Origin of the sequence: Pseudomonas sp. Z4-20, from assembly GCF_051131955.1 — a bacterium.
In the GTDB taxonomy this organism is placed as follows: Bacteria; Pseudomonadota; Gammaproteobacteria; order Pseudomonadales; family Pseudomonadaceae; genus Aquipseudomonas; species Aquipseudomonas marvdashtae.
In genome coordinates, this window is the sequence record NZ_CP071641.1 from 1691195 (window position 1) to 1717247 (window position 26053).

The following is a 26053-nucleotide window of genomic DNA, read 5'->3' on the forward strand; positions in this document are numbered from 1 at the left end:
GCTCCTCAATAGTCCCATGCGGCAGGGTGGGGCAAATCTTCCCGGCCGATCGAAGCGTTCATGCCTCGAGTCGGCAGCCTACTCATAGACTATTGCGTTGTAGTGAAAGTCACAGCACACGGGAAATGAATGTACACCTGTGCACTGAAATGGTTATTCCTTTCCCGATCGAGGCGTGTCCGGGTGCCTAAGACTGCCGCACTTTCGCTTTTCACGCCAGTCACAGATCGTCCAAGAGACCGCATTCATCCCACCCAACGCTGCAGAATCTGCTGCAGGTCAACCCGTTTGAAGGGTTTTGCCAGGTAATCGTTCATGCCCGCCGCGAGGCACGCTTCGCGGTCGCCCTGCAACGCGTTGGCCGTCAGCGCGATGATGGGCACCTCGGCGCAGCCGGGCAACTGGCGAATCTGGCGCGTGGCTTCGTAGCCATCGATCACCGGCAGTCGGCAGTCCATCAGGATCGCTTCGAAAATCAGGCTCTCGGCGCTGCGTACCGCCTGGGCGCCGTCCGTGGCAACGCTCACCTTGAAGCCCAGGCTGCGCAGCATCGCTTCGATCACGGTCTGGTTCACCGGGTTGTCTTCTACCAGCAAGATGTTGCGGCCTTCTCCATCGCCGTTTCCAGCAGGCAGGCGCGGGACCAAGATCGGCGGGGCCAGGCGCGACAAGGCCAACGGGATTTCCAAGGTAAACACCGAGCCCTGGCCCTCCTGGCTCTGGGCACGCAGCGTGCCGCCCATGCGTTCGGCCAGGGTGCGGGCGATCGGCAGGCCCAGGCCCGTGCCGCCGTAGCGCCGGGAAATCGAACTGTCGGCCTGTTGGAAAGCGTCGAACATTCGCTCCAGGCTCTCGGCTGGGATACCGATGCCACTGTCGCGCACCGTGCAGGTGAACCACAGCAACTCGTGATCCAGGGCCTGCCATTGGCATTGCACGGTGACCCGTCCCTGGTCGGTGAACTTCAGTGCGTTGCCGATCAGGTTCACCAGTATCTGTCGGATACGCGTCGGGTCGCCTTGTACCCGCAGCACCTTCATGTCGTCAGGGATCAGCAGGTCCAGGCCCAGCTTGCGTTGCGCGGCGCTGTGCTGGAACGATTGGGCACAGCTGCCGACCAGTTCAGACAAGTTGAAGGGGATATGTTCCAGTTCCAGCGCCGAACGTTCGATGCGCGAGAAATCGAGGATGTCGTTGATCACCTTCAACAAGTGCTCGGTGGATTCCGACGCCAGCGCGGTGTACTCCTGCTGCTCATCGGTCATCTGCGTGGTTTCGAGCAGTTGCAGCATGCCCAGCACACCGTTCATCGGCGTGCGCAGTTCATGGCTCATCATTGCCAGGAATTCCGACTTGGCGCTGTTGGCTTTTTCCGCTTCCTCCCGAGTCTTGATCAGTTGCGCCATGGCCTGGTGCTGTTCGCGGCTGGCTTGCTCCAGACCGTCCGCCAGATTGTTGATGTGCCGCGACAACGCGCCCAGTTCGCCGTCGTCGACGATCGGCAGTGGGGTGCTGTAGTCGCCTTGCTGGATGGCCTTGACCGCGTTGCCGATGTCGCGAATCGGCTGCGATAGGCTCGCCGCCAGGCGACGCGCCACCAGGAAGGTGAACAACAGGGCAAACAGTGCCAGGATCGCCGCCTTGAGCAAGATTTCCTGTTGGCGCTGGCTGAAGGCATCGCTGGACATGCCGACGATGACACGGCCCAGGTAGTCCTCGCCGGGCATCTCGATGGACGGGCCGGCGCTTTGCAGGAAATCATTGTTCAGGGCAATGCGCTGCAGGCGAACCGGGGCCTGGAACACCTCCACCTGCCGGGAATGGCCGCCGGTTTGTGCGGGTTGCTCGACGTACACAAGCACCCGCTCCGAGCGATCCTGGACTTCCAGGAAACGCACGTGTGGCGTGGCAAGAGTGGCCGTGAGCAGGCTTTCCAGTACGTCGTTGTTGCCGGAAATCACACCGTATTCCGCCGCGGGGGCCAGTTGGTTGGCGATCAGTTGCCCGGTGTGGTTGAGTTCCTGGCGCAGGTCCTGGATACGCACGAAGGTGAAAAAGCTGATCAACAGCACGGTCAGCAACAAAGCCGGGCCAAGCGCAATGAGCTGGGTGCGGGTATTGATGTCCCAACGGCGACGCAAGGTCATGGGCGATGTTCTCCTTCTGCCAACTGCGTAGCGACGGATTCGGCGTCAATCGGTTCGATCCCCAGCGAGCGGGCGACCTGCTGGTTGCTCAGAATCTTGAAACGGGCCGGATACAAGGCGCGTGGCCAAGTGGCGGTGGGGCGGTCGAGCAGGTCGTCAAGAATCGCCAGCCAGTCTTCCTGGTCGCTGTAGGTGCTGGCCAGGCTGCCGGCCTTGACGAAGGCGGCACTTGGGCCGATCAGCGCCCGTTGGCGGGCATAACTGCTAAGCAGCACGTTTTTCACGGTCTTGGGGTTGTAAAGGTCGGGGTCATCGAGGCCCAGCAAGACATCGCTCTGGCCCAACAGTCTTTGCAAGGGGCGGCTGTCGTTGGTGTCGTCCCAGCGTTCGCTGACGATTTCCAAGCCCAGGGGCGTTGCGGCCTGGCGAAGGTCCTGGAGCAGGAACTCGCTGTGCCTGTCGAACAGCACGCCGACCCGCCGTACTTGCGGCAGGACCTTGCGAATCAGGCGCAATTGCCGGGCCATCGGCGGATCGCTCCAGAGCAGGCTCAGTTGATCGGGCGTCGCCTCGCCGAGGCGCTCGCGGGCTTGTTGGCGGCTGATCCGCAGCACCAGGGTGGCCGGCCCGTTGGGCGTTTGCAGGCGCCAGTCGAGGCCCGGCAGGTCCAGCAGGACCAGGCGCATGTCGGCGGGCAAACGGTCCGGTGCCGGCAGGCTGTCCAGGCGTGCAAACCGCACGCGGTCCTGGGGACGCCGGGCCTGTAAGGCTTGGGTAAACGATTGCACGCCGGGGCTGTCCTGGGCGCCGGTCAACAGAATCTCGGCGGCCCGCGCCTCAAGGGTGCCCAGTAGGCTGGCGAACGCCAGGCACAGTAGCCACCACAGGCGGCCACAAAAGGGCGTCTTGCTCGGTTGGCCGCGGAACATCTAGAAGGACAACTCCGCGCTGAAATACAGCACATGACGGGAGTCGTAGCGGTTGTCGACGAACGTGGTCGGCTGATCGTCGAGACGCTGTTGCAGGATGCCCGCCAGCTCCAGGCTGGCCTTGCCCAAGGGGATGCGCCGGGCGAGGCGGGTGTCGACTCGCTCGTAGCGGTAGCCGTTGAGGGCATCAGCGGCGTAATAGAAGACCGCACTGTTCCAGCCTCGGCCCCAGTCACGGAGCCAGCCGGCCGAACCGCTGTTGCGGGCGGTCAGTTGTTCATCGAGGGGGTTGCTCGCCAGGGCGTCAACGTAGGCGTAGGTCAGGCGCAGGCGATCGGTGCGGGTCACGCGCCAGTCCAATTGGGTCTCGGCGCCAGTAAATTGCGATTCGTTGCTGTTGCTGGCGATGTACTGATTGTTGCGTAGCGGTTCGCTGATCATGCCGGTGATTTCGTCATGGAACAGCTTCACATCGACCGCCAGGCCCAGGTCCATGAAATAGCCGTTGTAGCCCAGCTCCCGGGAGCGCATGTGTTCCTGTTCCAGGTTGCCCGGGCCGCGGGTGCGGACGAAATAACGGGCGCTGTCCTGGCCGAACGCGGCGGGCCGCAGGTTGGTCACCTGGTAGCTCCAATTGACATTGTTCTCGAACATGTCCGGCGAGCGCACGGCCTCGGAGTACACCGCACGCAGTCCGTGTCGCGGGGTGATCAGGTAGTTGACCGCCATGCGCGGGGTCAGCGAGCTGCCGGTCAGGCGCGTGTCTTCGAACATTGCACCGCCCTGCAACAACCAGTGCTCGCTGGCCCGCCATTCGAGCTGGCCGAACAAGCGCCAGGTAGTGTCGTCGAGCGTACCGTTGAAGTAGGTTTCGGAATCGGCGCGGTCGTAGCGATAATTCGCCCCGGTGACCAGCCGCAGGCTGTCGGACAGGCTCAGGGTGTCCTGGATTTCCAAGTCATAGCGCGATTCTCGGGCGCTCTGGTCGATGTCGCCGCACAGGGTGCGCGAGGCGCCGTTGCGCCACTGGTCGATCACTTGATTGGCCAACGCCTGTTCCTGGGCCGTGCCGGCAGGCGCACCCGTGCCGAGGAAGCTGGGAATGTTGCGTGCCAGCTTCTCGGCGTAGTGGGGGTTGAGCTGCCAGAGATCGGTCAATTGCGGGCTGAAGGACACCTCGGCGTCACAGGCGCGCCAGGTTTGTTGGCGATCCCAATGCTGGATCGAGCCTTGCACATAAAGACTGTGATTGGGGTTCAGGTCCAGGTTCCAACGCAGCGAGCCGGCGTAATCCTTGGCGACGACGTCGGAGTTGTCACCTGCCGCGGTAATCCCGGCGAAAACCGGACGATAGGTATAGGGACGTTGATTGGTCCCGTCCTTGGCGTTCAACTGCCAGTCGATGCTCTGGCGTTCGTCCAGGGTCTGGCTGACCGACAGGTTGAAGCGGTCCAGGCGTCGGCTGTCGCGGTAGTTTGCGCCGTTGCGGTCACTGTCAAAACCGTCGTCTTCCTGGCCTGACAGTGAAAGTCGCCAGTCTCCGTGCTCCCAGCCACTGCCCTGGCTCGCGTACCAGTCGCCGATCCCGCGCTGACCCCGGGTTATTTTCAAGCGTGTACCGTGGCTGTCGACCGGGGCGCGGGTGATGATGTTGACCACCGCCATCAGGGCGTTGGCGCCGTAGCTGACGGTGTTGGGGCCGCGGAAGACTTCGATCCGATCGATGTCTTCCATGGCCACTGGGATATCGCTCCAGTCCACCGTCGCGAGGCCGGCGCGGTACACCGAGCGGCCGTCGATCAGCACCTGCATGCGTCGCGCTTCGCTGGCGCTGGTGCCGTGGTAGTTCGCCGTGGCCTGGTTGCCGCTGAGATTGCCGACCATCATGCCCGGCACCAGACGCAACAGTTCGCTGATGTCCCGGGCGCCGCTGGCCTTGATCAGTTCGCTGTCGAGCACGGTCATGCTGCCCGGCACCGCCGCTGGCGATTGTTTCAGGCGCGTGGCGGTCAGTATCTGGGGCAAGGGCTGGTTGTCCACGAACAAGTCGTCGGCCATCACTGGCGCACTGATGATCAGCGCCAATAGCAGTGGTGAACCTGAACGGGAAGGGCCAGCGAGCACGGCACAGCCTTTGATAAAGGAAGGGTGGCGGGCATGTTAACCGAGCCGAACGACTTTTCCATTCACGTTGACAGCATTTTCCTGGAAATTGAAGGTCTGCCTCCTACGGCTGTGGCTATTTACTAACGGGGCTGGTCGCGATCTGGCCGCTCCGTATAATGCCTGGCATTGCCACTTGGTACGGAAGAGCGGATTGCATATGACTGAACAGCGCCCGATTGCGGTCCTGGGAGGCGGGAGTTTCGGCACCGCCGTGGCCAACCTGCTGGCGGAAAATGGCCACGCGGTACGCCAATGGATGCGTGACCCGGAGCAGGCCGAGGCCATCCGCGTGAACCGGGAGAATCCGCGTTACCTCAAAGGCATCAAGGTCCGGCCTGAAGTGGAGCCCGTCACTGACTTGCAGGCGACACTTGAGGGCAGCGATCTGTTCTTTGTCGCCTTGCCCTCCAGCGCCTTGCGCTCGGTATTGGCGGCGCATGCCGAACGCTTGAGCGGCAAATTGCTGGTGAGTCTGACCAAAGGCATCGAGGCACAGACCTTCAAGCTGATGAGCGAGATCCTCGAAGAGATCGCCCCCAAGGCGCGCATCGGCGTGATTTCCGGGCCGAACCTGGCGCGCGAGATCGCCGAACACGCACTGACCGCCACCGTGGTCGCCAGCGAAGATGAAGAACTCTGCCAGCGGGTCCAGGCGGCACTGCATGGCCGCACCTTCCGGGTCTACGCCAGTGCTGACCGTTTCGGCGTGGAGTTGGGCGGGGCGTTGAAAAATGTCTATGCAATCATCGCCGGCATGGCGGTCGCGCTGGGCATGGGTGAGAACACCAAGAGCATGCTGATCACCCGGGCGCTGGCGGAAATGACCCGCTTTGCCGTCAGCCAGGGCGCCAACCCGATGACCTTCCTCGGGCTGGCCGGGGTGGGCGATTTGATTGTCACCTGTTCCTCGCCCAAGAGCCGCAACTACCAGGTGGGTTTTGCTCTCGGCCAAGGGCTGAGCCTGGATGAGGCGGTGTCGCGCCTGGGCGAAGTGGCCGAGGGGGTCAATACGCTCAAGGTGCTCAAGGCCAAGTCCCAGGAAGCCGGCGTCTACATGCCATTGGTCGCCGGGCTGCACGCGATTCTGTTCGAAGGGCGGACGCTGGAACAGGTGATTGAACTGTTGATGCGTGGCGAACCGAAGACCGATGTCGATTTCATTTCCACCAGCGGTTTCAACTGATTCTATTGACCGCAAGCAGGAGCGAACCATGAATGATCCGAAAGGGCAGCCTCGATACGAATCCATCCTGCTGCGTGTGCTGTGGATGGTGATTTACCTGCTGGTCTGGCAGGTGGCGCAATTCATCCTCGGCGCCGTGGTGCTGATGCAGTTGATCTACCGGTTGATCTACGGCGCACCCAGCGCCGGCCTGATGAATTTCGGCGACAGCCTGAGCCAGTTCCTGGCGCAGATCGGCCGCTTCGGCACGTTCCACAGCGACCAGAAACCCTGGCCATTCGCTGACTGGCCAACCCCACGCACACCAGAAGGCGAGGTGCCTCATGCCGTAGCGCCGGCGCCGCATCCAGTCCGCGACGAGGAGCCAAAGCTATGAAACTATGGGTATTGCGTCATGGTGAGGCCGAGCCCCACGGCGTTCGTCCCGATCCGGAGCGGGTATTGACGGTGCATGGTCGAGAAGAAGTGCTGCGCAGCGCCGGTCGATTGATGGGTGAACCATTGCGGGCCATTTACGCCAGCCCCTACGTGCGCGCCCAACAGACCGCCCAACTGGTGCGTGAAGCGTTGGGGTTCGAGCCTGAGCTGATTACCGTGGACTGGCTGACGCCCGAGACCCGACCGACCGATGTGCCGAAACATCTGAAGGATCAGGACGACGTGCTGTTGGTCAGCCACAACCCGCTGGTGGGCAGCTTGCTGGGCTTGTTGCAGCACGGTCACTTGCAGCAGCCCGAGCAGGTGCAAACGGCTGGGCTGGCCGAGCTTGAAGGTGACCTGCCGTTGGCCGGTGCGATGACGCTCGAAAGCCTTAAGCATCCCTGAAAAACCACTTGCCGGAACATAAAAATCAAAAAGGAAGGGCAACGATGAGTCTGTGGCGCACCATCCCCAACATCGAACAGTTGAACGCTGCCGGTAAGAACACCATCAGCGAAGTGCTGGACATCCGTTTCGAGTCGTTCGACGACGAGTCCCTGACCGCCAGCATGGTGGTCGATCACCGCACCCACCAACCGTTCGGCCTGCTGCACGGCGGCGCTTCGGTGGTGTTGGCCGAAACGGTCGGCTCCATGGCCGCCTACCTGTGCGTGGATACCAGCAAGTTCTATTGCGTCGGTCTGGAGATCAACGCCAACCACCTGCGCGGCGTGCGCAGCGGGCGAGTCACGGCCACGGCTCGCTCGGTTCACCTGGGCCGCACCACCCAAGTCTGGGACATCCGCCTGGTCAACGATGACGGCAAGGTCAACTGCGTGTCGCGCTTGACCATGGCGGTGGTACCGTTGGGTGAGCAGCCGCCGGGGCGCTAAAAGCTACAAGCTACAAGCTACAAGCTACAAGCTACAAGCTACAAGCGAAGCAGGCCTGCGTTTACTGGCAGCGTGAGGCTTGCAGCTTGCAGCTTGAATCCAGCTGTCATCATTCCTGTCAGTTACGGTCATTGCCCCAGCGTCGGGTTCTGCGCACAATCGGTCGCAGTTCTCGCAATGGATCGGCCTACATGTCGCAACAGGTGTTTTTCGCCCACGCCAACGGTTTCCCTTCGGCCACCTACGGCAAGCTCTTTGCCGCGCTAGCGCCGCAATACGAGGTTGCGCACCTTGAACTGCACGGCCATGACCCGCGATTTCCGGTGGATGACAACTGGAACAACCTGGTGGACGAACTGATTCATCACCTCGAACAACAACCGGAGCCGGTATGGGGCGTGGGCCACTCTCTAGGCGGCGTACTGCACCTTCACGCAGCGTTGCGATGCCCTCGGCTGTATCGGGGCGTGGTCATGCTTGATTCGCCGGTGCTGACCCGCGCGGACCGTTGGGTGATCCTCGCCGCCAAGCGCCTGGGCTTCATCGATCGCCTGACCCCGGCCGGGCGGACTCTGGGCCGGCGCGAGGAGTTCAACGATCTCGAATCGGCGCGGGCCTATTTTGCCGGCAAAACGCTGTTTCGCGGTTTCGATCCAGAATGCTTCGAAGCGTACCTGCAACATGGCTTGCAGCCCATTGGCGACCGGTTGCGACTGCGCTTCGACCCGGCCACGGAAATCAGCATCTATCGCGGCGTGCCGCACACCAGCCCAGGTCGGGCTCTAAAGCTACAAGTGCCGCTGGCGGTGGTGCGAGGCCGGCAGAGCCGGGTGGTAATGCGTCACCACACCCGTTCGGTGGGGCGCATGCCCTTGGGCGAATCCCTGAGCATGCCGGGCGGCCACATGTTTCCTCTCGAATACCCCCAGGACACGGCCACCTTGATCAAGGACCTGCTCCAGCGCTGGGAAGGGCAGCGAGCATGAATGCCGTCGAAGAGGTTCGCCTGAGCCTGCCTCACATCGAACTGGCGGCCCACCTGTTCGGGCCGGAAGATGGCCGACCGGTGATCGCCTTGCATGGCTGGCTGGACAATGCCAACAGTTTCGCCCGGCTGGCACCCCGACTGAAGGGTGTCCGAGTCATTGCCCTGGACATGGCCGGTCACGGTCATTCCGGGCACCGCCCGCCTGGCGCCGGCTACGCCCTGTGGGACTACGCGCATGACGTGCTGCAAGTCGCCGAACAACTGGGCTTGAAGCGTTTTGCCTTGTTGGGGCACTCCATGGGCGCGATTGTTTCGCTGGTGTTGGCCGGCGCTTTGCCGGAGCGGATCACGCACTTGGGCTTGATTGATGGAGTGATTCCTCCTACGGCCAAAGGCGACAATGCGGCGGAGCGCATGGGCATGGCCTTACAAGCGCAGCTGGAACTGCAACAAAAACGCAAACCCGTCTACAAAACCCTCGACCGGGCCATCGAAGCCCGTATGAAAGGGCTGGTGGCGGTCAGTCGCGAGGCAGCCGAGCTGTTGGCCCAGCGTGGGCTGATGCCGGTGCCGGGGGGCTACACCTGGCGCACCGACAACCGACTGACCTTGCCCTCACCGCTGCGCCTGACCGATGAACAAGCCATGGCCTTCGTGGCTCGGGTCGCTTGTCCTGCTCATCTGGTGGTGGCGGCCGACGGCATGCTTGCCCAGCACCCCGAGTTGCTGGAGCGTCTACCCTTCAGTCATGAACAGCTGCCTGGCGGTCATCATTTGCACCTGAACGACGAGGTCGGTGCCGCGCTTGTAGCAGACTGTTTCAATCGGTTCTTCTGCGTTCCTTGACTTGCGCCGGGCAAGTGTCGAGGCTGGGCGGGTTGAAAGGGAGCCAACCATGACAGACAACCACCCACTCGCCTTGCTGCGCATTGACGAACGCCTTTGCGTCGCGCGGATCCAGGCCAAGTCCATCCGATGAAACCGACCATTCACTCATTCGTCCTGCTGGCGCTGGCCTGTCTCAGCCCGGCATCGCTGGCCGCCGATGTGCCCGGCAGTCGAGACCTGGAACGCGTGCCACGTATGCCCGACGCGCAGATCGTCGATTACCGGCAAACCAGCGACCTTGAGCGCATCTACCCGATGGGGGCGATCCGCAGGATCAGCGGCCAGTTGCGTTTCGACGGGCAGGTCGATGCCCGTGGCAACGCCACGTCAGTGACCTACGAACTGCCGCCGGAACATTCCGCCACCCAAGCCTTTACCACTGCGCGCGAAGCCTTGCAAAAGCAGGGTGCCGAGCTGTTGTTCTGGTGCCAAGCTCGCGATTGCGGCGAAAGCAGCCTGTGGGCCAACGACGTATTCGGCAATGCCAAGCTCTATGGCGCCGATAACGGTCAGGCCTACCTGTTGCTGCGCCTGGCGCCGCCTGCGGACAACACACTGATCGCGCTGTATGCGATAACCCGTGGCAACCGCAAGGCGTACCTGCACATCGAGCAGTTCGAAGCGGGCGCGCCCTTGGGGAACGTCCTGCCGACATCGGCGACACTGCTGCGCCAGCTCAAGGACACAGGCGTGCTGGATTTGCCGCGTCTGGCCGGCGAGCCGGATGACGCCTGGTTGCGCTTGCTGTCCCGGGCCCTGAACCTGGACACGGGCCTGCGAGTCAGCATCGCCGGCCCGCACGCCGAGGCTTGGCGCCAGGCCTTGGTCGATCAAGGTGTCCGCGCGGCAAGAATGGAGGCGACCAGGAGTGACGTCACTGGCCTGCACCTTGAACTGCTGCGATAAGCTATCTGGGGGAGTGCGCTTGACGACCTTATCCCGGCCTTGTTCATTTTTCGGGACCGTCCATGCTCAATAACGATCGGCTGTTGGTGCAGATCCTGCTCCTGGTGTTGTTCGGAGCAAGCCTTTGGGTAATGGCTCCGTTCTGGTCGGCGCTGTTCTGGGGCGCCGTGCTGGCGTTTGCCAGTTGGCCGCTGATGCGCTTGCTGACGCGTTGGGTCAATGGCCGTGAATCCCTGGCGGCGGCGTTGCTGACGGTAGGCTGGATGTTGCTGGTGGCGGTGCCGCTGGTGTGGCTGGGGTTCAACCTGGCCGATCATGTGCGCGATGCCACGGCCTTCATCAGGGACGTCCAGGTCGACGGCCTGCCCGAAGCGCCCGAGTGGCTGGCCGGTGTGCCATTGGTCGGCGGACGGCTGGTGACGCTCTGGGACAGTATCGACCAGCAAGGAGCGGCGATGATGGCTTCCGTCAAGCCGTACCTGGGACGGGTCGGCAACTGGTTGTTGGCCCGCAGTGCGCAAATCGGCGGCGGGATTCTCGAATTGACCCTGAGCATTGTGTTCGTGTTCTTCTTCTACCGCGACGGCCCGCGACTGGCGGCGTTTGTCCAAGGGCTGCTGGAGCGGCTGATCGGCGACCGTGCCGGCTACTACGTCGAACTGGTGGCCGGTACGGTCCAACGAGTGGTCAATGGCGTGATCGGGACCGCGGCGGCCCAGGCCGTGCTGGCGCTGATCGGCTTCCTGATCGCCGGGGTACCGGGTGCCCTGGTACTGGGGATCGTCACCTTCCTGCTCAGTCTGATTCCCATGGGGCCGCCATTGGTCTGGATCCCCGCCACCGCCTGGCTGGCGTGGAAGGGCGAATACGGAATGGCGGTGTTCCTGGGCATCTGGGGGACCTTCATCATCAGCGGCGTGGACAACGTGCTCAAGCCGTACTTGATCAGCCGTGGCGGGAACCTGCCGCTGGTCATCGTGTTGCTGGGGGTGTTCGGCGGGCTGATTGCATTCGGTTTCATTGGGCTGTTCATCGGTCCAACCTTGCTGGCGGTGGCGTACAGCTTGCTGACGGACTGGAGCAAGAGCCACGCGCGGCAGGACATATAGAACAAGCTGTGGCGAGAGGGATCGGGACACGAGCCTGCTGGTGAAAGACCCGTGCGTGGGCGTTTGACGATTTAACGATCATCGGGTCCCGCACGGGCGCTGGTTCCGCTACAATGCGCGCCGATTTCGACTTGCCTGAGAGCCCACTCATGTCCGCCTGCCAGACGCCCATCATCGTCGCCCTGGATTTCCCCACCCGTGACGCCGCCCTGAAGCTGGCCGACCAGTTGGACCCCAAGCTTTGCCGGGTCAAAGTCGGCAAGGAGCTGTTCACCAGCTGTGCCTCGGAAATCGTCGGTACCTTGCGTGACAAGGGTTTCGAAGTGTTCTTGGACCTTAAATTCCACGACATCCCGAACACCACCGCGATGGCCGTCAAGGCTGCCGCGGAGATGGGGGTGTGGATGGTCAATGTGCATTGCTCCGGTGGCCTGCGCATGATGGCCGCGTGCCGCGAAGTGCTCGATCAGCGCAGCGGTCCAAAACCGCTGTTGATCGGCGTGACTGTGCTGACCAGCATGGAGCGTGAGGATTTGGCAGGGATCGGCCTGGACATCGAGCCTCAGGAGCAAGTGCTGCGCTTGGCGGCGCTGGCCCAGAAAGCCGGCATGGACGGCCTGGTTTGTTCAGCCCTGGAAGCCAACGCCCTGAAGTCGGCCCATCCATCGCTGCAACTGGTGACGCCGGGGATTCGTCCGGCGGGCAGCGCCCAGGACGATCAACGCCGTATCCTGACACCGCGCCAGGCATTGGACGCCGGCTCCGATTATCTGGTGATAGGCCGCCCGATCAGCCAGGCGGCGGATCCGGCCAAGGCGCTGGCGGCGGTGGTGGCCGAACTGGCCTGATCCAACACTGCAGATCGTGCGGGAGCGAGCAAGCTCGCTCCCGCTTGTCTCGCTTCAGACCTTGAGAACCAGCTTCCCGAAGTTCTCGCCACTGAACAATTTGGTCAGTGTCTCGGGAAACGTTTCCAGCCCTTCGACGATATCTTCCTTGCTCTTGAGTTGTCCCTTGGCCATCCAGCCGGCCATTTCCTGCCCAGCCGCGGCGAACTGCGACGCATAGTCCATAACCACGAAACCTTCCATACGCGCGCGGTTGACCAGCAGCGACAGGTAGTTGGCCGGGCCCTTTACCGCTTCCTTGTTGTTGTATTGGCTGATCGCACCGCAAATCACCACGCGAGCCTTGAGGGCCAGGCGGCTGAGCACCGCATCGAGGATGTCGCCGCCGACGTTGTCGAAATAAACATCTACGCCTTTGGGGCACTCGCGCTTTAGGCCTGCGTGGACGTCTTCGCTCTTGTAGTCGATGGCGCCGTCAAAGCCCAGCTCATTGATCAGGAATTTGCATTTATCGGCGCCACCGGCGATGCCCACCACACGGCAACCTTTGATCTTGGCGATCTGCCCGGCAATGCTGCCCACTGCACCGGCGGCCCCGGAAAGCACCACGGTTTCTCCGGCTTTGGGCGCACCGACATCCAGCAGGGCGAAATAAGCAGTCATCCCGGTCATGCCCAGCGCGGATAAATAGCGTGGCAGCGGCGCCAGTTTCGGGTCCACCTTGTAGAAACCTCGTGGCTCGCCAAGGAAATAATCCTGCACGCCCAGCGCACCGTTGACGTAATCCCCGACCGCAAATCCCGGATTGTTCGAAGCGATGACCTGGCCCACGCCCAACGCCCGCATGACTTCACCGATGCCGACCGGCGGGATGTAGGACTTGCCTTCATTCATCCAGCCGCGCATGGCCGGGTCGAGGGACAGGTACTCATTCTTGACCAGGATCTGGCCGGCTGCCGCTTCGCCGACGGGGACTTCTTGAAAGGTAAACGTCTCACGGGTCGCGGCGCCCACCGGGCGTTTGGCGAGCAGGAACTGGCGGTTGGTCTGGGCAGTCATGACAGGCACTCAAAATGAATGAAGCCTTGTTGATAGACCCTCCAGGCCTGCGCCGCAAGGTTTGCCGATACAGCGAATGCAGGTTGATCCAAGCCAGTGATAGTGCGACGGGCGCTATTATCACTGGCGCTCATGCGATGCCAACCGGCGGTTGGATAGTGCTGCCGTGCCGTTGCGATCGGTGGCTATATGCGGCAATCAGCGGTAATTCTTCGAGGCATTGACAATGAGCATGACGTTTTCCGGACAGGTTGCGGTGGTGACGGGCGCGGCGGCGGGCATTGGCCGCGCCACGGCTCAGGCATTCGCGGCGCAAAACCTCAAAGTGGTCGTTGCCGACCTTGACGTGGCGGGCGGCGAGGGCACGGTGCAGTCGATCCGCGAGGCGGGGGGCGAAGCTGTGTTCGTGCGTTGCGACGTGACATTGGAAAGCGACGTGCAGAATCTGATGAGCGCAGTGATCAATGCTTATGGACGCCTCGATTATGCCTTCAACAACGCGGGCATCGAGATCGAGAAGGGCAAGTTGGCTGACGGTACGCTGGATGAATTCGACGCAATCATGAGCGTCAACGTGAAGGGCGTGTGGCTGTGCATGAAGTACCAATTGCCACTGCTGTTGGCCCAAGGCGGTGGAGCTATCGTCAATACCGCCTCGGTGGCAGGGCTCGGGGCGGCGCCAAAAATGAGTATCTATGCCGCGTCCAAGCATGCCGTGATCGGCCTGACCAAGTCGGCGGCCATTGAGTACGCCAAGAAGAAAATTCGCGTGAATGCAGTTTGCCCGGCAGTGATCGACACGGACATGTTCCGTCGAGCCTACGAGGCGGACCCGAAAAAAGCCGATTTCGCCAACGCAATGCACCCGGTCGGGCGCATTGGCAAGGTCGAGGAAATTGCCAGCGCGGTGTTGTATCTGTGCAGCGATGGCGCTGCATTCACCACGGGACATTCCTTGGCAGTGGACGGTGGGGTCACTGCGTTCTGACGCCAACTACGTAAGATAGGGCCCGCATTGCCCGCGGGCTTTTTCTTTTGGCGCCGAAGGTTCCCTTGATAAGGGCGCCAATGTATTTCAAAGAATGAGAATCAGGTGGTTTTGCGCCGATGTCGTACATCGTCCGGCGGCGGCCTGTGCTTAACTGTTTGTGGAAATAAAACAAACGCTTAGGAGCTTGTTTACTCATGGAGTTGAGAATCGACCGGCAGGCACTGGTACCTGTCGTGCAGCAAATCGTCGATGCGCTGGCCAGTTGGGTTCGACAAGGGACGGTTGAACCGGGCACTCGCCTGCCATCGATCCGGCAACTGGCGCGGGAGAACCTGCTCAGCCAGGCCAGTGTTCACGACGCCTACCAACGCCTGGTTGCCCAAGGCGTGCTGGAATCCCGTAATGGCTCGAGTTTTTTTGTCGCCCTCGCCCCTTCGGCAGTGGGGGAGCCGGCAGGCAGCGTCTGGCTCCAGGACGCACTGTCTGCCCCGCCCCGCCCGGCCAGCGACGCGCAACAAGAGCTGAAGCTGGGTTGTGGCGGCCTGCCCGAGAGTTGGCGCGAAAGCGACGATCTGGGCTATGCGATCCGTCAGGTAACCCGAACAGACATGGCAGGCCTGTTCAATTACAGCACGCCGCTGGGGTTGCCGGCCCTACGCGAGCTTCTGTCCAGGCGACTGAAGCAGTTCGATATCGACGCCGATAAGAACCGGATCCTTACGACTGCGGGCGCCACCCACGGGCTTGACCTGATCGTGCGCACCCTGCTGCCACCAGGATGTTGCGTGGTAGTGGAGAGTCCCGGCTATTCGAACCTGTTCGATCTGCTCAGGCTGCATAAAATAGACATGATCGAACTGCCCAGGACCCCACGCGGACCGGACATCGACGCCCTGCAATGCCTGCTGGCGATCCATCGGCCCTGCGCTCTGTTCGTCAACAGCGCCTGCCACAATCCTACCGGGAGCAGCCTGGCTCCAGCCGTGGCCCAGCAGCTGCTGCAACTGACAAAAAAACACGCCATGCTGGTTATCGAAGACGACGTCTATGCCGATTTTCAAAGTTCGATGCGCCCGCGCCTGGCGGCGCTGGATGCCGATGTGGTTTACCTGGGCAGCTTTTCAAAAACCCTGAGCAGCTCGTTGCGAGTCGGCTTCGTGGTCGCCGGGCCGGCCACTATCGCGCGCTTGAGCGAGGTCAAGGAGATCACCAGCATGGGCGGTTCTCGATTCTGCGAATCGGTGCTGGCCAATCTTCTGGCCAACGGTGCCTATCGCAAACTGGTCCAACGCCAACGGCAGCGACTGAGCGTGGATATGGCAGTGGCTTTGCAGCTGCTGGAGGACGCCGACTGGAAAGTGTTTGGCAAGCCGGCGGGTGGCTTGTTCATATGGGCGCGTGCGCCATTGTGTGACTATGCTGAGTTGCAGCGGCTGGCCAAACGGTGCGGTATACAGCTGTCGTCGCGCACCGCATTCAGCCCTTCGGGCACGGACACTGACTGGCTGCGTATCAACGTGGCCTATGCCCGAGATCCCAAAGCCTTGGCGTTCTTCCGAGCGACGGCTCTGGATCGACCTCAAGTGTCCTGAAAACGACGCGGCTGTAGCTTTTTGCCATTATTCCGACGCGAGCATCTTGTGTTGCGGGGCGTCTCGTTGCGAACCTGCAATCAACACACACTGGCAGAGGATTGGGCGCAATGATTTCGGCCGTGCAAGGACGTTTTGCCAACCTGGGTATGGCAAAGAAACTGGGTATCGGGTTCGTCCTGGTATTGCTGCTCACCGCAGTAGTGGCGGCTATTGGCGTCTGGTCCCTGCAAACCATCAGTTTTCGCTTCGATGGCTTGAAGCAGATGTCGTCCCTCAACAACGAGCTGCTCAAGGTCCGGCTGCTTGAACAGGAATACGCCTTGCGCTCCGATCCCAAGACCGCCGATGCCTTGCGCCAGGGTGTTGACGGGCTGGTGGCCCTGGCAAACGAGCTCAAGGCACAATCGGCTGCCAACGTGCCAGTGATGGAAGATGTGGAACAGGCCCTGGCGGCCTATCGCAAAGCATTCGATGAGTTCGTCGGGCTGAGCCAGAGCAAGGATCTGGCCCTCGAAATGGCCAGTTGGTCAGTCTCCAGCGTCGCCAACAACCTGGATGTGTTGCAGGCTGGGTTAGCCGATGACGGCGCCTACACGTTGAAGGAGTCGGAAGGCAAGGAGGGCGCCGAGTTCATCGAGCAGGCCAATCAGGTCAGCGAAGTGTCGCGGATGATGTTGCAGGCCATGAACGAAGCGCGCGTTCGCCTTGATCAGAGCCGCAAAGGCAGTGATGAAGCCGCTGGACAAGGCAATATAGAACAGGCCGAGCAGGCCATGAAACTGGCCGAAGGGCTCAGGAGCGCCGTCAAGGATCCAGGCTACCAGACCGTGCTCAACGAAGTGGCCGGGCATATTGGCGGGTTCAACCAACAGCTCGCCGAATACACCGGCCTGTTGGCCAACGAAAAGACCGTCTACCAGCAACTGCACGAGCGCGCCGATCAGGTCGTGGCGCGGGTCAACCAGGCCTACGGCGCCGAAGACAGTGCCATGCAGAGGGAACTGAAGAAGAACTCGCTGATGATCATCGGCTCGTCGGCCTTGGCGCTGCTGGTGGGATTGATCGCCGCTTGGGTCATCACCCGGCTGATCGTCACGCCGCTGCGCAGTGTCATTCGTGTCGCTCAGCAAATTGCTTCGGGTGACTTGAGTGCCAAGGTCGAAGTGACGCGTCGGGACGAGATCGGCCAGTTGATGCTCGCGATGCAACAGATGGCCGCCGGCTTGAGCAGCATCGTCAGTGGATTGCAGGCCGGGATCGAGCAACTGGCCAGCTCGGCCCAGTCGCTGTCGTCCGTGACCGAACAGACCAACTTGGAAGTCAGCAGCCAGAAGGAGGAAACCGAGCAAGTGGCGACGGCCATGAACCAGATGACCGCCACCGTGCACGACGTCGCCCGCAATGCCGAAGAGGCGGCGCAAGCGGCTCAGACGGCTGACGACAAGGTCGAAAGCGGCCAGCAGGTAGTGCGCCAGAGCATGGTACGCATCGAGCAATTGGCCGACTCGGCCACACTGGCCAGCACCAGCATCGAAAGCCTGAGCGCCGAAATACAAAACATCGGCAAGGTCCTGAGTGTCATCAAGAGCGTGGCCGAACAAACCAACCTGCTGGCGCTCAATGCCGCGATCGAGGCGGCTCGGGCGGGCGAACAGGGCAGGGGATTTGCTGTGGTGGCCGACGAAGTACGGGCCTTGGCCAAGCGTACGCAACAGTCCACTGAGGAAATCGAGCGACTGGTGAGTGCTTTGCGCTCAGCCGCCCAGACCTCCGTACAACAGATCCAGAGCAGCGGCGACCTGGTGAAAATGGCCGTCAGCGATGCACTACAGACCGAAAGCGCCCTCGGCAGCATCGCGGCAGCGGTGTCGCTCATCCAGCAAATGAACCAGCAGATCGCCGCGGCCGCCGAGCAACAGAGCTCAGTGGCCGAAGAAATCAACCGCAGCGTCACCAGCATCCGGGCCAGCGCCGATCAGTCATCCGTGGCCATGCAAGGCAACGCCGCGTCCAGTATTGAACTGGCGCAGCTGGGCGCTGAATTGAAGGGGATGGTGGGGCATTTCAGGTTGTGAATGGGGGCGGCGACAGCAATCCAACCTTTGCAACTGATTCGGCTACCGTGAGCAGTCTTGCTCTCACAGAAGAAACGCGGCCATCCAGAGACAGGTCGGCTATAAGGCCGCCTCGCGGAGGACGTTGATTTCGGCGCCCCGTTAACCACGCTGGCCGAACGCAGGTATTGCGCAGTGGGCATCCCGGCATGGATGCCGGGATAGCTGCGCTGGGCCATGGATGGCCCTTCGCAGCGGGCCCACGGAGCAATGCCTGCGTTCGGGTACACCGAGCCTAGGCGAGGTGCCGAGTGGTGGGGCAAAGCGGTTTTGGTTACTTTTGACGCTTTTCAAAAGTGACTCGCCGTAAGGGCGAAACCTTAAGCAGCCGTTACCGCGGCAACGGATATACACCCAATCCCAATCCCAATCCCAACTCCAACCTCAATCGTAAACCTTCTTCTTCTTCCACTCGTCGTTCGCTTCGTCGTCCTTCAAGCCTTCCGTCAACTGATTCACCTCACCCTCGACCGGCTGAGTGCTGGCCAGGACCTGGGCATTGGCCCGAGCCAGGAGCTTCTCCAGATAGGCCAACTGCTCGACATAGAGCTGAGGCTCCTGCTGCTTGCGCAGATACTGCACGCCACGCTCGAACGCCAGGCGAGCCTGCCCCGGCTGTTCCTGTTGCAAAGCCTGCTGGCCAAGGTTGTTGAAGAATTCGATGTGCAACAGCACCAGGATATGCCGCACTTCACGGATCCAACGCTTGGCCTCATTGGACGGCAGGAAACCGTCCTGGGCAGCGCGGGTGATCTGGCCGTGCAAGGCCTCGAGCAGAAACCGTACATCCTTGGCCTTGGCTTCGGTCTGGATCGGTGCCGGCGGGTTGCTCACCGGGATCGATTCACCTTGGGCCGCCAATGCAGTCAGTTCGTCCAGGCGTGCCTTGACCGCAGCATTGGTCTTGTCCAGATTGAGCAAGCGCTGGCAGACGTTGAGTTCAAGGCGCGTGATCAACAGTTTCAGGGCCGGAGTCATCAGCTGGCCGGGGAAGGTTTCGGTCAGCTCGCCGCAACGACGCAAACGGTCGTTGAGTTCAACCTTGGTGCGGGCCTTTTCCAGCTTGTTGTTTTCCACCACATGGTTCATGTAGCCAATGGCGATCAACAGCGCGATCCCGGCTACGACGAGCAGGGTGATCATGAGTGGTGTCACCGGTAAGACCTCTTTATTAGCGTTTGCATGTCATGAGTGTAGTGGCTTGGCTTTTAAGCGCATAGGCCCGAACGATGCGATTAGACGGGCGTCGTGCTGTTTATGGAGTATGTAGCGCCATAGATGCACATTGCCATCATTTGCCGTGTGCGACTATAACGTCTTGGCGGGCGACAGAATATAGGCGTCAGGGACCGGGCGGGCAAAATCCGCAAATCCGCCCCAAACCTGAGGAAGTCATTGATTTAAATAAATTTATATCTGGGGGTTGACGACCCTCCAATCCGTCCATAGAATGCGCGCCACTTACAGCGTAAAGCACTCAGCCAAACGCGATAAGCAGTGAATGTTGTACGTGTGTCCCCTTCGTCTAGTGGCCTAGGACACCGCCCTTTCACGGCGGTAACAGGGGTTCGAGTCCCCTAGGGGACGCCAATGCGGGAATAGCTCAGTTGGTAGAGCACGACCTTGCCAAGGTCGGGGTCGCGAGTTCGAGTCTCGTTTCCCGCTCCAATTTTAAGCAGCGTTGCTTTCGGGCAGTGCTGAGTGAAGCCAGAGCCGATATCTTAGGATGCGGGTTTGGGCACTGGAATACACACCATGTATTTCAGTTAGCGTGTCCCCTTCGTCTAGTGGCCTAGGACACCGCCCTTTCACGGCGGTAACAGGGGTTCGAGTCCCCTAGGGGACGCCATTTGCGGGAATAGCTCAGTTGGTAGAGCACGACCTTGCCAAGGTCGGGGTCGCGAGTTCGAGTCTCGTTTCCCGCTCCAAATTCAAAAAACGCCGCTCATTGAGCGGCGTTTTTTTTTGCGCGCAGGAAAAGTCTGTCCCAACTTCAAGGCTAAGTATCGCGCGCCCACTGCCAAACATGGCTCGATAAAAAAATCAAAAAAAGACCCGCAGAGTTTTAACTCATGCGGGTCTTTGTCGTGCTGTTTGCAATCAGTGCTTACTGTCCTGATCCGACATGGCCAGCAATTGTTTTTCCTGGCTCCAGTCGAAAGGCTCGTCGTTTTGCTCGGCTTCGAAGCGACGTTCCTCAAGGGCCTGGTACAGACCGATTTCTTCGTCGGGCATGTAGTGCAGGCAATCGCCGCCGAAATACCACAGCAGGTCGCGAGGCACCAGGTGGGCGATCTGTGGATAACGCACGATGACCTGGCACAGCAGATCCTGGCCCAGGTACTGGCTTTGGATCGGGTCGACCGGCAGTTGCGCGCGCAATTCGTCAAAGCGCTCCAGGAACAGCGCATGGCTTTCTTCGGGAACCTGTTCGGCCTCACCCACGGCGACCAGGATGCTGCGCAAGTGGTCAAGCAAGACGAGGTGATCGGCAACGACGTTGGACACGAGATAAGTCCTCAAGAGCAAAACGGGCGCAGGAGTATAAAGCCCCTGCGCCCGCTTTTACATGGCAGCGATCAGATCGCCGACAGGGTTAACGAACTTTCGCCTCGGCGAGCATCAGTTCCTCCTTGTCGAAATCATCCACGTCGATGACCTGGCGGCGTGCCGCTTCAGCTGCGCGCAAAGTCTGCGCCTCACCGGCTTGCAGGACACCCGCTTCCAGGGCTGCGTCGATGAGGTGTTCACCGGGCGCCGGGTTGAGCTGCCCGTGCTTGAACGCGCCCTGCAGTTTTTTGTGCAGCGGCTGGGCGGCGGCCAGCAGGTCGGCGGCATGTTGCAACGCTCCGACTGGGTCGTCCGTCGATTGCGGGCGATAACAGCCTTGTAGCAGTTCCTCCAAGGTTGGATCGCCCTTGGCCCGGCCGATCACGGCGGCTACCTCGGCGTCCAACCTGTCGCTGGGGCCCTTGTGGCGCCGGCCGAAAGGGAACACCATCACCCGCAGCAGGCAACCCAGCACGCGGTTCGGAAAGTTCGCCAGCAGTTCGTCCAACGCCCGCTCCGACTGGCCCAGGCTTTCTTCCATGGCCCATTGGAACAGCGGCGCCATATGGTCTGGCGAGTCGAGATCGTGGTAGCGCTTTAGAGCTGCAGACGCCAGGTAAAGGTTGCTCAATACATCACCCAGGCGTGCGGACAGGCGTTCGCGACGTTTGAGTTCGCCGCCGAGCAACATCATGCTCAAATCCGCCAGCAGGGCGAATGCTGCCGCCTGCCGATTGAGGGCGCGGAAATACCCTTGGCTCAAGGCATTGCCCGGCACGTTGTCGAAATGTCCCAGGCCCAGGTTCAGCACCAGGGTGCTGGCGGCATTGCTGACCGCGAAGCCGATGTGCTTGAGCAGTAAGCCGTCGAATTCGATCAGCGCCTGGTCCTGATCTTCCCGGGTCGCCAGCGCCATTTCCTTGAGTACAAACGGATGGCAGCGGATTGCACCCTGGCCAAAGATCATCAGGTTGCGCGAGAGGATGTTCGCTCCTTCGACCGTGATGAAAATGGGTGCGCCTTGCCAGCTTCGGCCCAGGTAATTGTTCGGGCCCATGATGATGCCCTTGCCGCCGTGCACGTCCATGGCGTGGCTGATGCACTCGCGACCGCGTTCGGTCAGGTGGTACTTGAGGATCGCCGACAGCACCGAGGGTTTCTCGCCGAGGTCTACCGCATTGGCGGTCAGCATGCGCGCGGCATCCATCAGCCAGGCGTTACCACCGATCCGCGCCATGGCCTCTTGAATACCTTCGAAGGCAGCCAGCGGTACGTTGAATTGTTCACGCACCTGGGTGTATTGGCCTGTCACCAGGCTGGTGAACTTCGCCGCGCCGGTGCCTACCGCCGGCAGGGAAATCGAGCGCCCGACCGACAGGCAGTTCATCAACATCATCCAGCCCTTGCCGAGCATGGCCTGGCCGCCGATGAGGAAGTCCAGCGGGATGAACACGTCCTTGCCCCAGTTCGGCCCGTTCATGAAGGCGGCACCGAGGGGCAGGTGACGGCGACCGATCTGGACGCCGGGTGTATCCGTCGGGATCAGCGCCAGGCTGATCCCGAGGTCCTCTTCGTCGCCGAGCAGGTGGTCGGGATCGTAGGCTTTGAAGGCCAGGCCGAGGAGGGTGGCGACCGGGCCAAGGGTGATGTAGCGCTTTTCCCAGTTCAAGCGCAGGCCCAGGGTTTCCTTGCCTTCCCATTCGCCTTTGCAAATGATGCCGGTGTCGGGCATCGCCCCGGCGTCGGAGCCGGCCAGCGGCCCAGTCAGGGCGAAGCAGGGGATATCGTCACCACGGGCCAGACGCGGCAGGTAATGGTTGCGTTGTTCATCGGTGCCATAGTGCAAGAGCAGTTCGGCCGGGCCGAGGGAATTGGGGACCATCACGGTGGAGGCCAGGTCGCCGCTGCGGGTCGCCAGTTTCATCGCCACCTGGGAATGGGCATAGGCGGAGAACCCCTTGCCGCCGTATTCCTTGGGGATGATCAGCGCGAAGAAACCGTGTTCCTTTATATGGGCCCAGGCCTGCGGCGGCAGGTCCATGGCCTGGCCGATCTGCCAGTCGCTGACCATCGCGCAGAGCGCTTCGGTAGGGCCGTCTAGGAATGCCTGCTCTTCTTCGGTCAATTGCACCTTGGGGTAGGCCAGCAACATGTCCCAGTTCGGGCGGCCACTGAAAAGCTCGCCGTCCCACCACACCGTGCCGGCGTCGATGGCATCGCGTTCGGTCTGCGACATGGGCGGCAAGGTCTTCTGGAACCAGTCGAACATCGGTGCGCTGAAATATTTGCGGCGCAGGTCTGGCAACAACAGCGGGGCAGCGACGACGGCGAGCGCCAGCCACAGGATCAGCATCAGCCAGCCGGGGGCGTGGCTGGAAACACCCATGACGAGCAAATAGACCGCGACGATGCCCAGCGCGGGCAGCGGGGCGGTGCGACGGTGCGCCAGCCAGGCTATTCCAACGACCAGCACCAGTATCCACAACAACAGCATAAGTGATCCTCCGTGAACCAAGGCAAACCGACCTTCAGAGCTTAGACGGCCCCTGCAAAACCGGCGGTAGGCGCGATGTGACTGTTTTCGTGGGAAACCCTCGACACATTGCGCCAGTCTGGTTGGCAACAGCCGTGGGAAATCGTTCGTTGTCAGCGTGAGAAAACGCCATTGTCTGGCCGAAACGTCGTTATCGCCGAGCCAGGGCTGATATGGATTGGAGACCTGCCGGGCGATTTGAGCCACGGCTGATCCGGCGTATGCTGCTGCGGCATTTATCCAATGAGGAAGCCGTGATGCTGAAGATCTGGGGCCGGAAGAATTCATCGAACGTGCGCAAGGCGTTATGGTGCGCCGAAGAGCTGGGCCTGGTTTACCAGGCCATCGACGCGGGCGGGGCGTTCGGTGTGGTGGACACGCCTGAGTACCGTGCGAAGAATCCCAACGGCCGTGTCCCGATGATCGAGGAGGACGGCTTCGTGCTATGGGAATCCAACTCCATCGTCCGCTATCTGGCCGCTCGTCATGCCCCGGGTTCGGCCTGGTACCCCGCTGACGTTCAGGCCCGAGCCCGGGCTGAAAAATGGATGGACTGGACCACCTCCAGCTTCGCTGCGCCGTTTCGCACGGTATTCTGGGGTGTGTTGCGCACCCCTCCCGAGCAACAGGACTGGGCGGCCATCAACGCGGGAATCAAGGAGTGCAGCGACTTGCTGGCGATGGTGGAGCAGGCCTTGGCCGAACAGCCTTACCTCTCGGGTGAAGAAATCGGCATCGGCGACATTCCCTTGGGCAGTTTCATTTATGCCTGGTTCGAGATGCCCATCGGGCGCCCCGACCTGCCTCACCTGGAGGCCTGGTATGCACGGCTCACGCAGCGTCCAGCCTATCGAAAAGCCGTCATGACCGCGTTGACTTAATACTTACTATCGACACACTTCACTGTACTTGTGCGGCGACGCCACTCACCATTGCCTTCGTGTGCCGTGGTTGTATTGCTCGCCGCACGCCCTTATCTATTCTTTTCTTCCCCTTCTTGGTGCGTAATCCGATATGAGTTCCGCTCTGTCCATACGGCAGTTAACCAAAACCTACGGCAACGGTTTCCAGGCCCTGAGTGGTATCGATCTGGACGTTGCCGAAGGTGATTTCTTCGCCTTGCTTGGCCCTAACGGAGCAGGCAAGTCCACCACCATCGGCATTCTTTCCACCCTGGTGAATAAGTCCGGCGGTACGGTAAATGTCTTCGGCCATGACCTGGACCGCTCACCCGCCGCGCTCAAGCGTTGCATTGGCGTGGTGCCCCAGGAATTCAATTTCAACCAATTCGAAAAGACCTTCGACATCGTCGTGACCCAGGCCGGCTACTACGGCATCCCGCCGAAGGTCGCCAATGAGCGCGCCGAACAGTACCTGACCCAACTAGGGTTGTGGGACAAGCGCGACGTGCCGTCCCGTTCTTTGTCCGGGGGCATGAAGCGGCGCCTGATGATTGCCCGCGCGCTGGTGCACGAGCCGCGCCTGCTGATCCTCGACGAACCGACCGCGGGTGTGGACATCGAGCTACGCCGTTCGATGTGGACCTTCCTGACCGAGCTGAACCAGAAAGGCATCACCATCATCCTCACCACGCACTACCTTGAAGAAGCCGAGCAGCTGTGCCGCAACATCGGCATCATCGACCACGGCACCATCGTGGAAAACACCAGCATGCGCCAGTTGTTGAGCCAGTTGCATGTGGAAACCTTCCTGCTGGACCTCAAGCATGACCTGAGTGTCGTGCCGCAGCTCGTTGGCTATCCCACCCGGCTGGTGGACGGCCACACACTGGAAGTCCAGGTCGACAAAGCCGCTGGTATCACCGGGTTGTTCACCCAATTGGCGCTACAGAACATCGAAGTGCTGAGCTTGCGTAACAAAACCAATCGCCTTGAGGAGTTGTTCGTGTCCCTGGTGGAGAAAAACCTGGCGAAGGTGGCGGTATGAGTTCCGAATTGCGCCCCAACCTCATCGCTCTCAACACCATCGTCTACCGAGAAGTCCGACGTTTCATGCGAATCTGGCCGCAAACGCTGCTGCCGCCGGCCATCACGATGGTTCTGTATTTCGTCATCTTCGGCAACCTGATCGGCCGGCAGATAGGCGACATGGGCGGCTTCACGTACATGGACTACATCGTGCCGGGACTGATCATGATGTCGGTGATCACCAACTCCTACGGCAACGTCGTGTCGAGTTTCTTCGGCAGCAAGTTCCAGCGTTCGATCGAAGAACTGATGGTCTCGCCGGTTTCACCTCACACGATCCTGATCGGCTTCACCTTGGGCGGCGTGCTGCGAGGGCTGGCGGTGGGTCTGATCGTGACGCTGCTGTCACTGTTCTTCACTGACCTGCAAGTGCATCACCTGGGGTTGACGATCCTGGTTGTAGTGCTGACGGCGACGATCTTTTCGCTACTGGGTTTCATTAACGCCGTGTTTGCGCGCAACTTCGATGACATTTCCATCATCCCGACCTTCGTGCTCACGCCGTTGACCTACCTGGGCGGAGTGTTCTACTCGATCTCCCTGCTGCCACCGTTCTGGCAGACCGTATCGCTGGCCAACCCGGTGCTGCACATGGTCAACGCTTTCCGCTACGGGATCCTTGGGGTTTCGGACATTCGCATCAGCATTGCGATTACGTTCATGGTGGTGGCGACCGTGGTGCTTTATGTGGGGTGTGCGCGGTTGTTGGTGAGTGGGCGGGGGATGCGGACCTGAGCCGGTAGTTT

The 26053-nt window shown here is 61.2% G+C and carries 22 protein-coding genes and 4 tRNA genes; 19 read left to right on the plus strand and 7 right to left on the minus strand.

Annotated features, from left to right (window positions below; genetic code table 11):
• Nucleotides 1-245: 245 nt before the first annotated feature.
• The 3 genes from J3P82_RS07855 to J3P82_RS07865 are packed head-to-tail and all read right to left on the minus strand — an operon-like array spanning nt 246 to nt 5134.
• Nucleotides 246-2147, minus strand: a complete 1902-nt coding sequence (locus J3P82_RS07855; protein ID WP_434562015.1) for an ATP-binding protein — start codon at nt 2145-2147, stop codon at nt 246-248.
• Nucleotides 2144-3076 carry an ABC transporter substrate-binding protein gene (locus J3P82_RS07860; protein ID WP_434562017.1) on the minus strand — a complete coding sequence of 311 codons (933 nt, stop codon included), beginning with the start codon at nt 3074-3076 and terminating at the stop codon, nt 2144-2146. The genes J3P82_RS07855 and J3P82_RS07860 overlap by 4 nt, the downstream gene beginning before the upstream one ends.
• Nucleotides 3077-5134: a TonB-dependent receptor plug domain-containing protein gene (locus tag J3P82_RS07865; protein WP_434563746.1), complete on the minus strand. Its 2058-nt coding sequence runs from the start codon at nt 5132-5134 to the stop codon at nt 3077-3079. It abuts the gene before it with no gap.
• Between the two features lie 265 nt (nt 5135-5399).
• Between J3P82_RS07865 and J3P82_RS07870 the strand changes: the two genes are divergently transcribed.
• The 9 genes from J3P82_RS07870 (at nt 5400) to pyrF (ending at nt 12477) form a co-directional block, all read left to right on the plus strand.
• A complete protein-coding gene (locus J3P82_RS07870; RefSeq protein ID WP_434562019.1) occupies nt 5400-6425 on the plus strand; it encodes an NAD(P)H-dependent glycerol-3-phosphate dehydrogenase in 1026 nt (341 codons plus the stop codon).
• Between the two features lie 28 nt (nt 6426-6453).
• On the plus strand, nt 6454-6801 hold the full coding sequence (locus J3P82_RS07875) for a DUF4389 domain-containing protein (RefSeq protein ID WP_434562021.1): 348 nt from the start codon (nt 6454-6456) through the stop codon (nt 6799-6801).
• Nucleotides 6798-7250, plus strand: a complete 453-nt coding sequence (sixA, locus tag J3P82_RS07880; RefSeq protein ID WP_434562023.1) for a phosphohistidine phosphatase SixA — start codon at nt 6798-6800, stop codon at nt 7248-7250. The genes J3P82_RS07875 and sixA overlap by 4 nt, the downstream gene beginning before the upstream one ends.
• Before the next feature lie 44 nt (nt 7251-7294).
• Complete coding sequence (locus J3P82_RS07885; protein WP_434562025.1) at nt 7295-7738, plus strand: hotdog fold thioesterase; 444 nt, start codon at nt 7295-7297, stop codon at nt 7736-7738.
• Between the two features lie 191 nt (nt 7739-7929).
• Nucleotides 7930-8724 carry an alpha/beta fold hydrolase gene (locus tag J3P82_RS07890; RefSeq protein ID WP_434562027.1) on the plus strand — a complete coding sequence of 265 codons (795 nt, stop codon included), beginning with the start codon at nt 7930-7932 and terminating at the stop codon, nt 8722-8724.
• Nucleotides 8721-9572, plus strand: coding sequence for an alpha/beta fold hydrolase (locus tag J3P82_RS07895; RefSeq protein ID WP_434562029.1), 852 nt, complete (start codon nt 8721-8723; stop codon nt 9570-9572). The genes J3P82_RS07890 and J3P82_RS07895 overlap by 4 nt, the downstream gene beginning before the upstream one ends.
• A gap of 129 nt (nt 9573-9701) precedes the next feature.
• Complete coding sequence (locus J3P82_RS07900; RefSeq protein WP_434562031.1) at nt 9702-10520, plus strand: DUF4892 domain-containing protein; 819 nt, start codon at nt 9702-9704, stop codon at nt 10518-10520.
• A 62-nt stretch (nt 10521-10582) separates the two neighbouring features.
• The gene (locus J3P82_RS07905) at nt 10583-11629 is read left to right on the plus strand and encodes an AI-2E family transporter (RefSeq protein WP_434562033.1); all 1047 of its coding nucleotides are present in this window, start codon (nt 10583-10585) and stop codon (nt 11627-11629) included.
• Between the two features lie 149 nt (nt 11630-11778).
• Nucleotides 11779-12477, plus strand: coding sequence for an orotidine-5'-phosphate decarboxylase (gene pyrF / locus J3P82_RS07910; protein ID WP_434562035.1), 699 nt, complete (start codon nt 11779-11781; stop codon nt 12475-12477).
• A gap of 54 nt (nt 12478-12531) precedes the next feature.
• Here pyrF and J3P82_RS07915 read toward each other — a convergent pair whose 3' ends face one another.
• Nucleotides 12532-13536 (minus strand): NADP-dependent oxidoreductase, encoded by a 1005-nt coding sequence (locus tag J3P82_RS07915; protein WP_434562037.1) that lies wholly within the window; start codon nt 13534-13536, stop codon nt 12532-12534.
• Nucleotides 13537-13762: 226 nt separating this feature from the next.
• Here J3P82_RS07915 and J3P82_RS07920 point away from each other — a divergent pair, with 226 nt between their 5' ends.
• The 3 genes from J3P82_RS07920 to J3P82_RS07930 all read left to right on the plus strand — a co-directional run bounded on the left by J3P82_RS07920 (nt 13763) and on the right by J3P82_RS07930 (nt 18197).
• Complete coding sequence (locus tag J3P82_RS07920) at nt 13763-14524, plus strand: SDR family oxidoreductase (protein ID WP_186611559.1); 762 nt, start codon at nt 13763-13765, stop codon at nt 14522-14524.
• A gap of 197 nt (nt 14525-14721) precedes the next feature.
• Nucleotides 14722-16119 (plus strand): PLP-dependent aminotransferase family protein, encoded by a 1398-nt coding sequence (locus J3P82_RS07925; protein WP_434562039.1) that lies wholly within the window; start codon nt 14722-14724, stop codon nt 16117-16119.
• Nucleotides 16120-16229: 110 nt separating this feature from the next.
• The gene (locus J3P82_RS07930) at nt 16230-18197 is read left to right on the plus strand and encodes a methyl-accepting chemotaxis protein (protein WP_434562041.1); all 1968 of its coding nucleotides are present in this window, start codon (nt 16230-16232) and stop codon (nt 18195-18197) included.
• A 423-nt stretch (nt 18198-18620) separates the two neighbouring features.
• On the opposite strand, the gene J3P82_RS07935 is transcribed toward J3P82_RS07930, so the two are convergent.
• Entirely contained in the window at nt 18621-19379 is a 759-nt protein-coding gene (locus J3P82_RS07935; RefSeq protein WP_434562043.1) for a hypothetical protein, read from the minus strand.
• 371 nt (nt 19380-19750) lie between these two features.
• On the opposite strand from J3P82_RS07935, the gene J3P82_RS07940 reads away from it, so the two are divergent.
• The 4 genes from J3P82_RS07940 to J3P82_RS07955 all read left to right on the plus strand — a co-directional run bounded on the left by J3P82_RS07940 (nt 19751) and on the right by J3P82_RS07955 (nt 20164).
• Nucleotides 19751-19826: transfer RNA gene (locus J3P82_RS07940), tRNA-Glu, on the plus strand.
• A 2-nt stretch (nt 19827-19828) separates the two neighbouring features.
• A tRNA-Gly gene (locus J3P82_RS07945) sits at nt 19829-19904 on the plus strand.
• A 105-nt stretch (nt 19905-20009) separates the two neighbouring features.
• A tRNA-Glu gene (locus tag J3P82_RS07950) sits at nt 20010-20085 on the plus strand.
• A 3-nt stretch (nt 20086-20088) separates the two neighbouring features.
• Nucleotides 20089-20164 (plus strand) — tRNA-Gly (locus J3P82_RS07955).
• A gap of 172 nt (nt 20165-20336) precedes the next feature.
• Here J3P82_RS07955 and J3P82_RS07960 read toward each other — a convergent pair.
• Entirely contained in the window at nt 20337-20744 is a 408-nt protein-coding gene (locus J3P82_RS07960; protein ID WP_434562045.1) for a PA2817 family protein, read from the minus strand.
• Nucleotides 20745-20832: 88 nt separating this feature from the next.
• Entirely contained in the window at nt 20833-23280 is a 2448-nt protein-coding gene (locus J3P82_RS07965; RefSeq protein ID WP_434562047.1) for an acyl-CoA dehydrogenase, read from the minus strand.
• 296 nt (nt 23281-23576) lie between these two features.
• Here J3P82_RS07965 and J3P82_RS07970 point away from each other — a divergent pair, with 296 nt between their 5' ends.
• The 3 genes from J3P82_RS07970 to J3P82_RS07980 all read left to right on the plus strand — a co-directional run bounded on the left by J3P82_RS07970 (nt 23577) and on the right by J3P82_RS07980 (nt 26042).
• A complete protein-coding gene (locus J3P82_RS07970; protein WP_434562049.1) occupies nt 23577-24200 on the plus strand; it encodes a glutathione S-transferase family protein in 624 nt (207 codons plus the stop codon).
• 133 nt (nt 24201-24333) lie between these two features.
• Nucleotides 24334-25266: an ABC transporter ATP-binding protein gene (locus J3P82_RS07975; protein ID WP_434562051.1), complete on the plus strand. Its 933-nt coding sequence runs from the start codon at nt 24334-24336 to the stop codon at nt 25264-25266.
• Entirely contained in the window at nt 25263-26042 is a 780-nt protein-coding gene (locus tag J3P82_RS07980; protein WP_186611537.1) for an ABC transporter permease, read from the plus strand. Before J3P82_RS07975 ends, J3P82_RS07980 begins: the two co-directional genes overlap by 4 nt.
• Nucleotides 26043-26053: the final 11 nt, after the last annotated feature.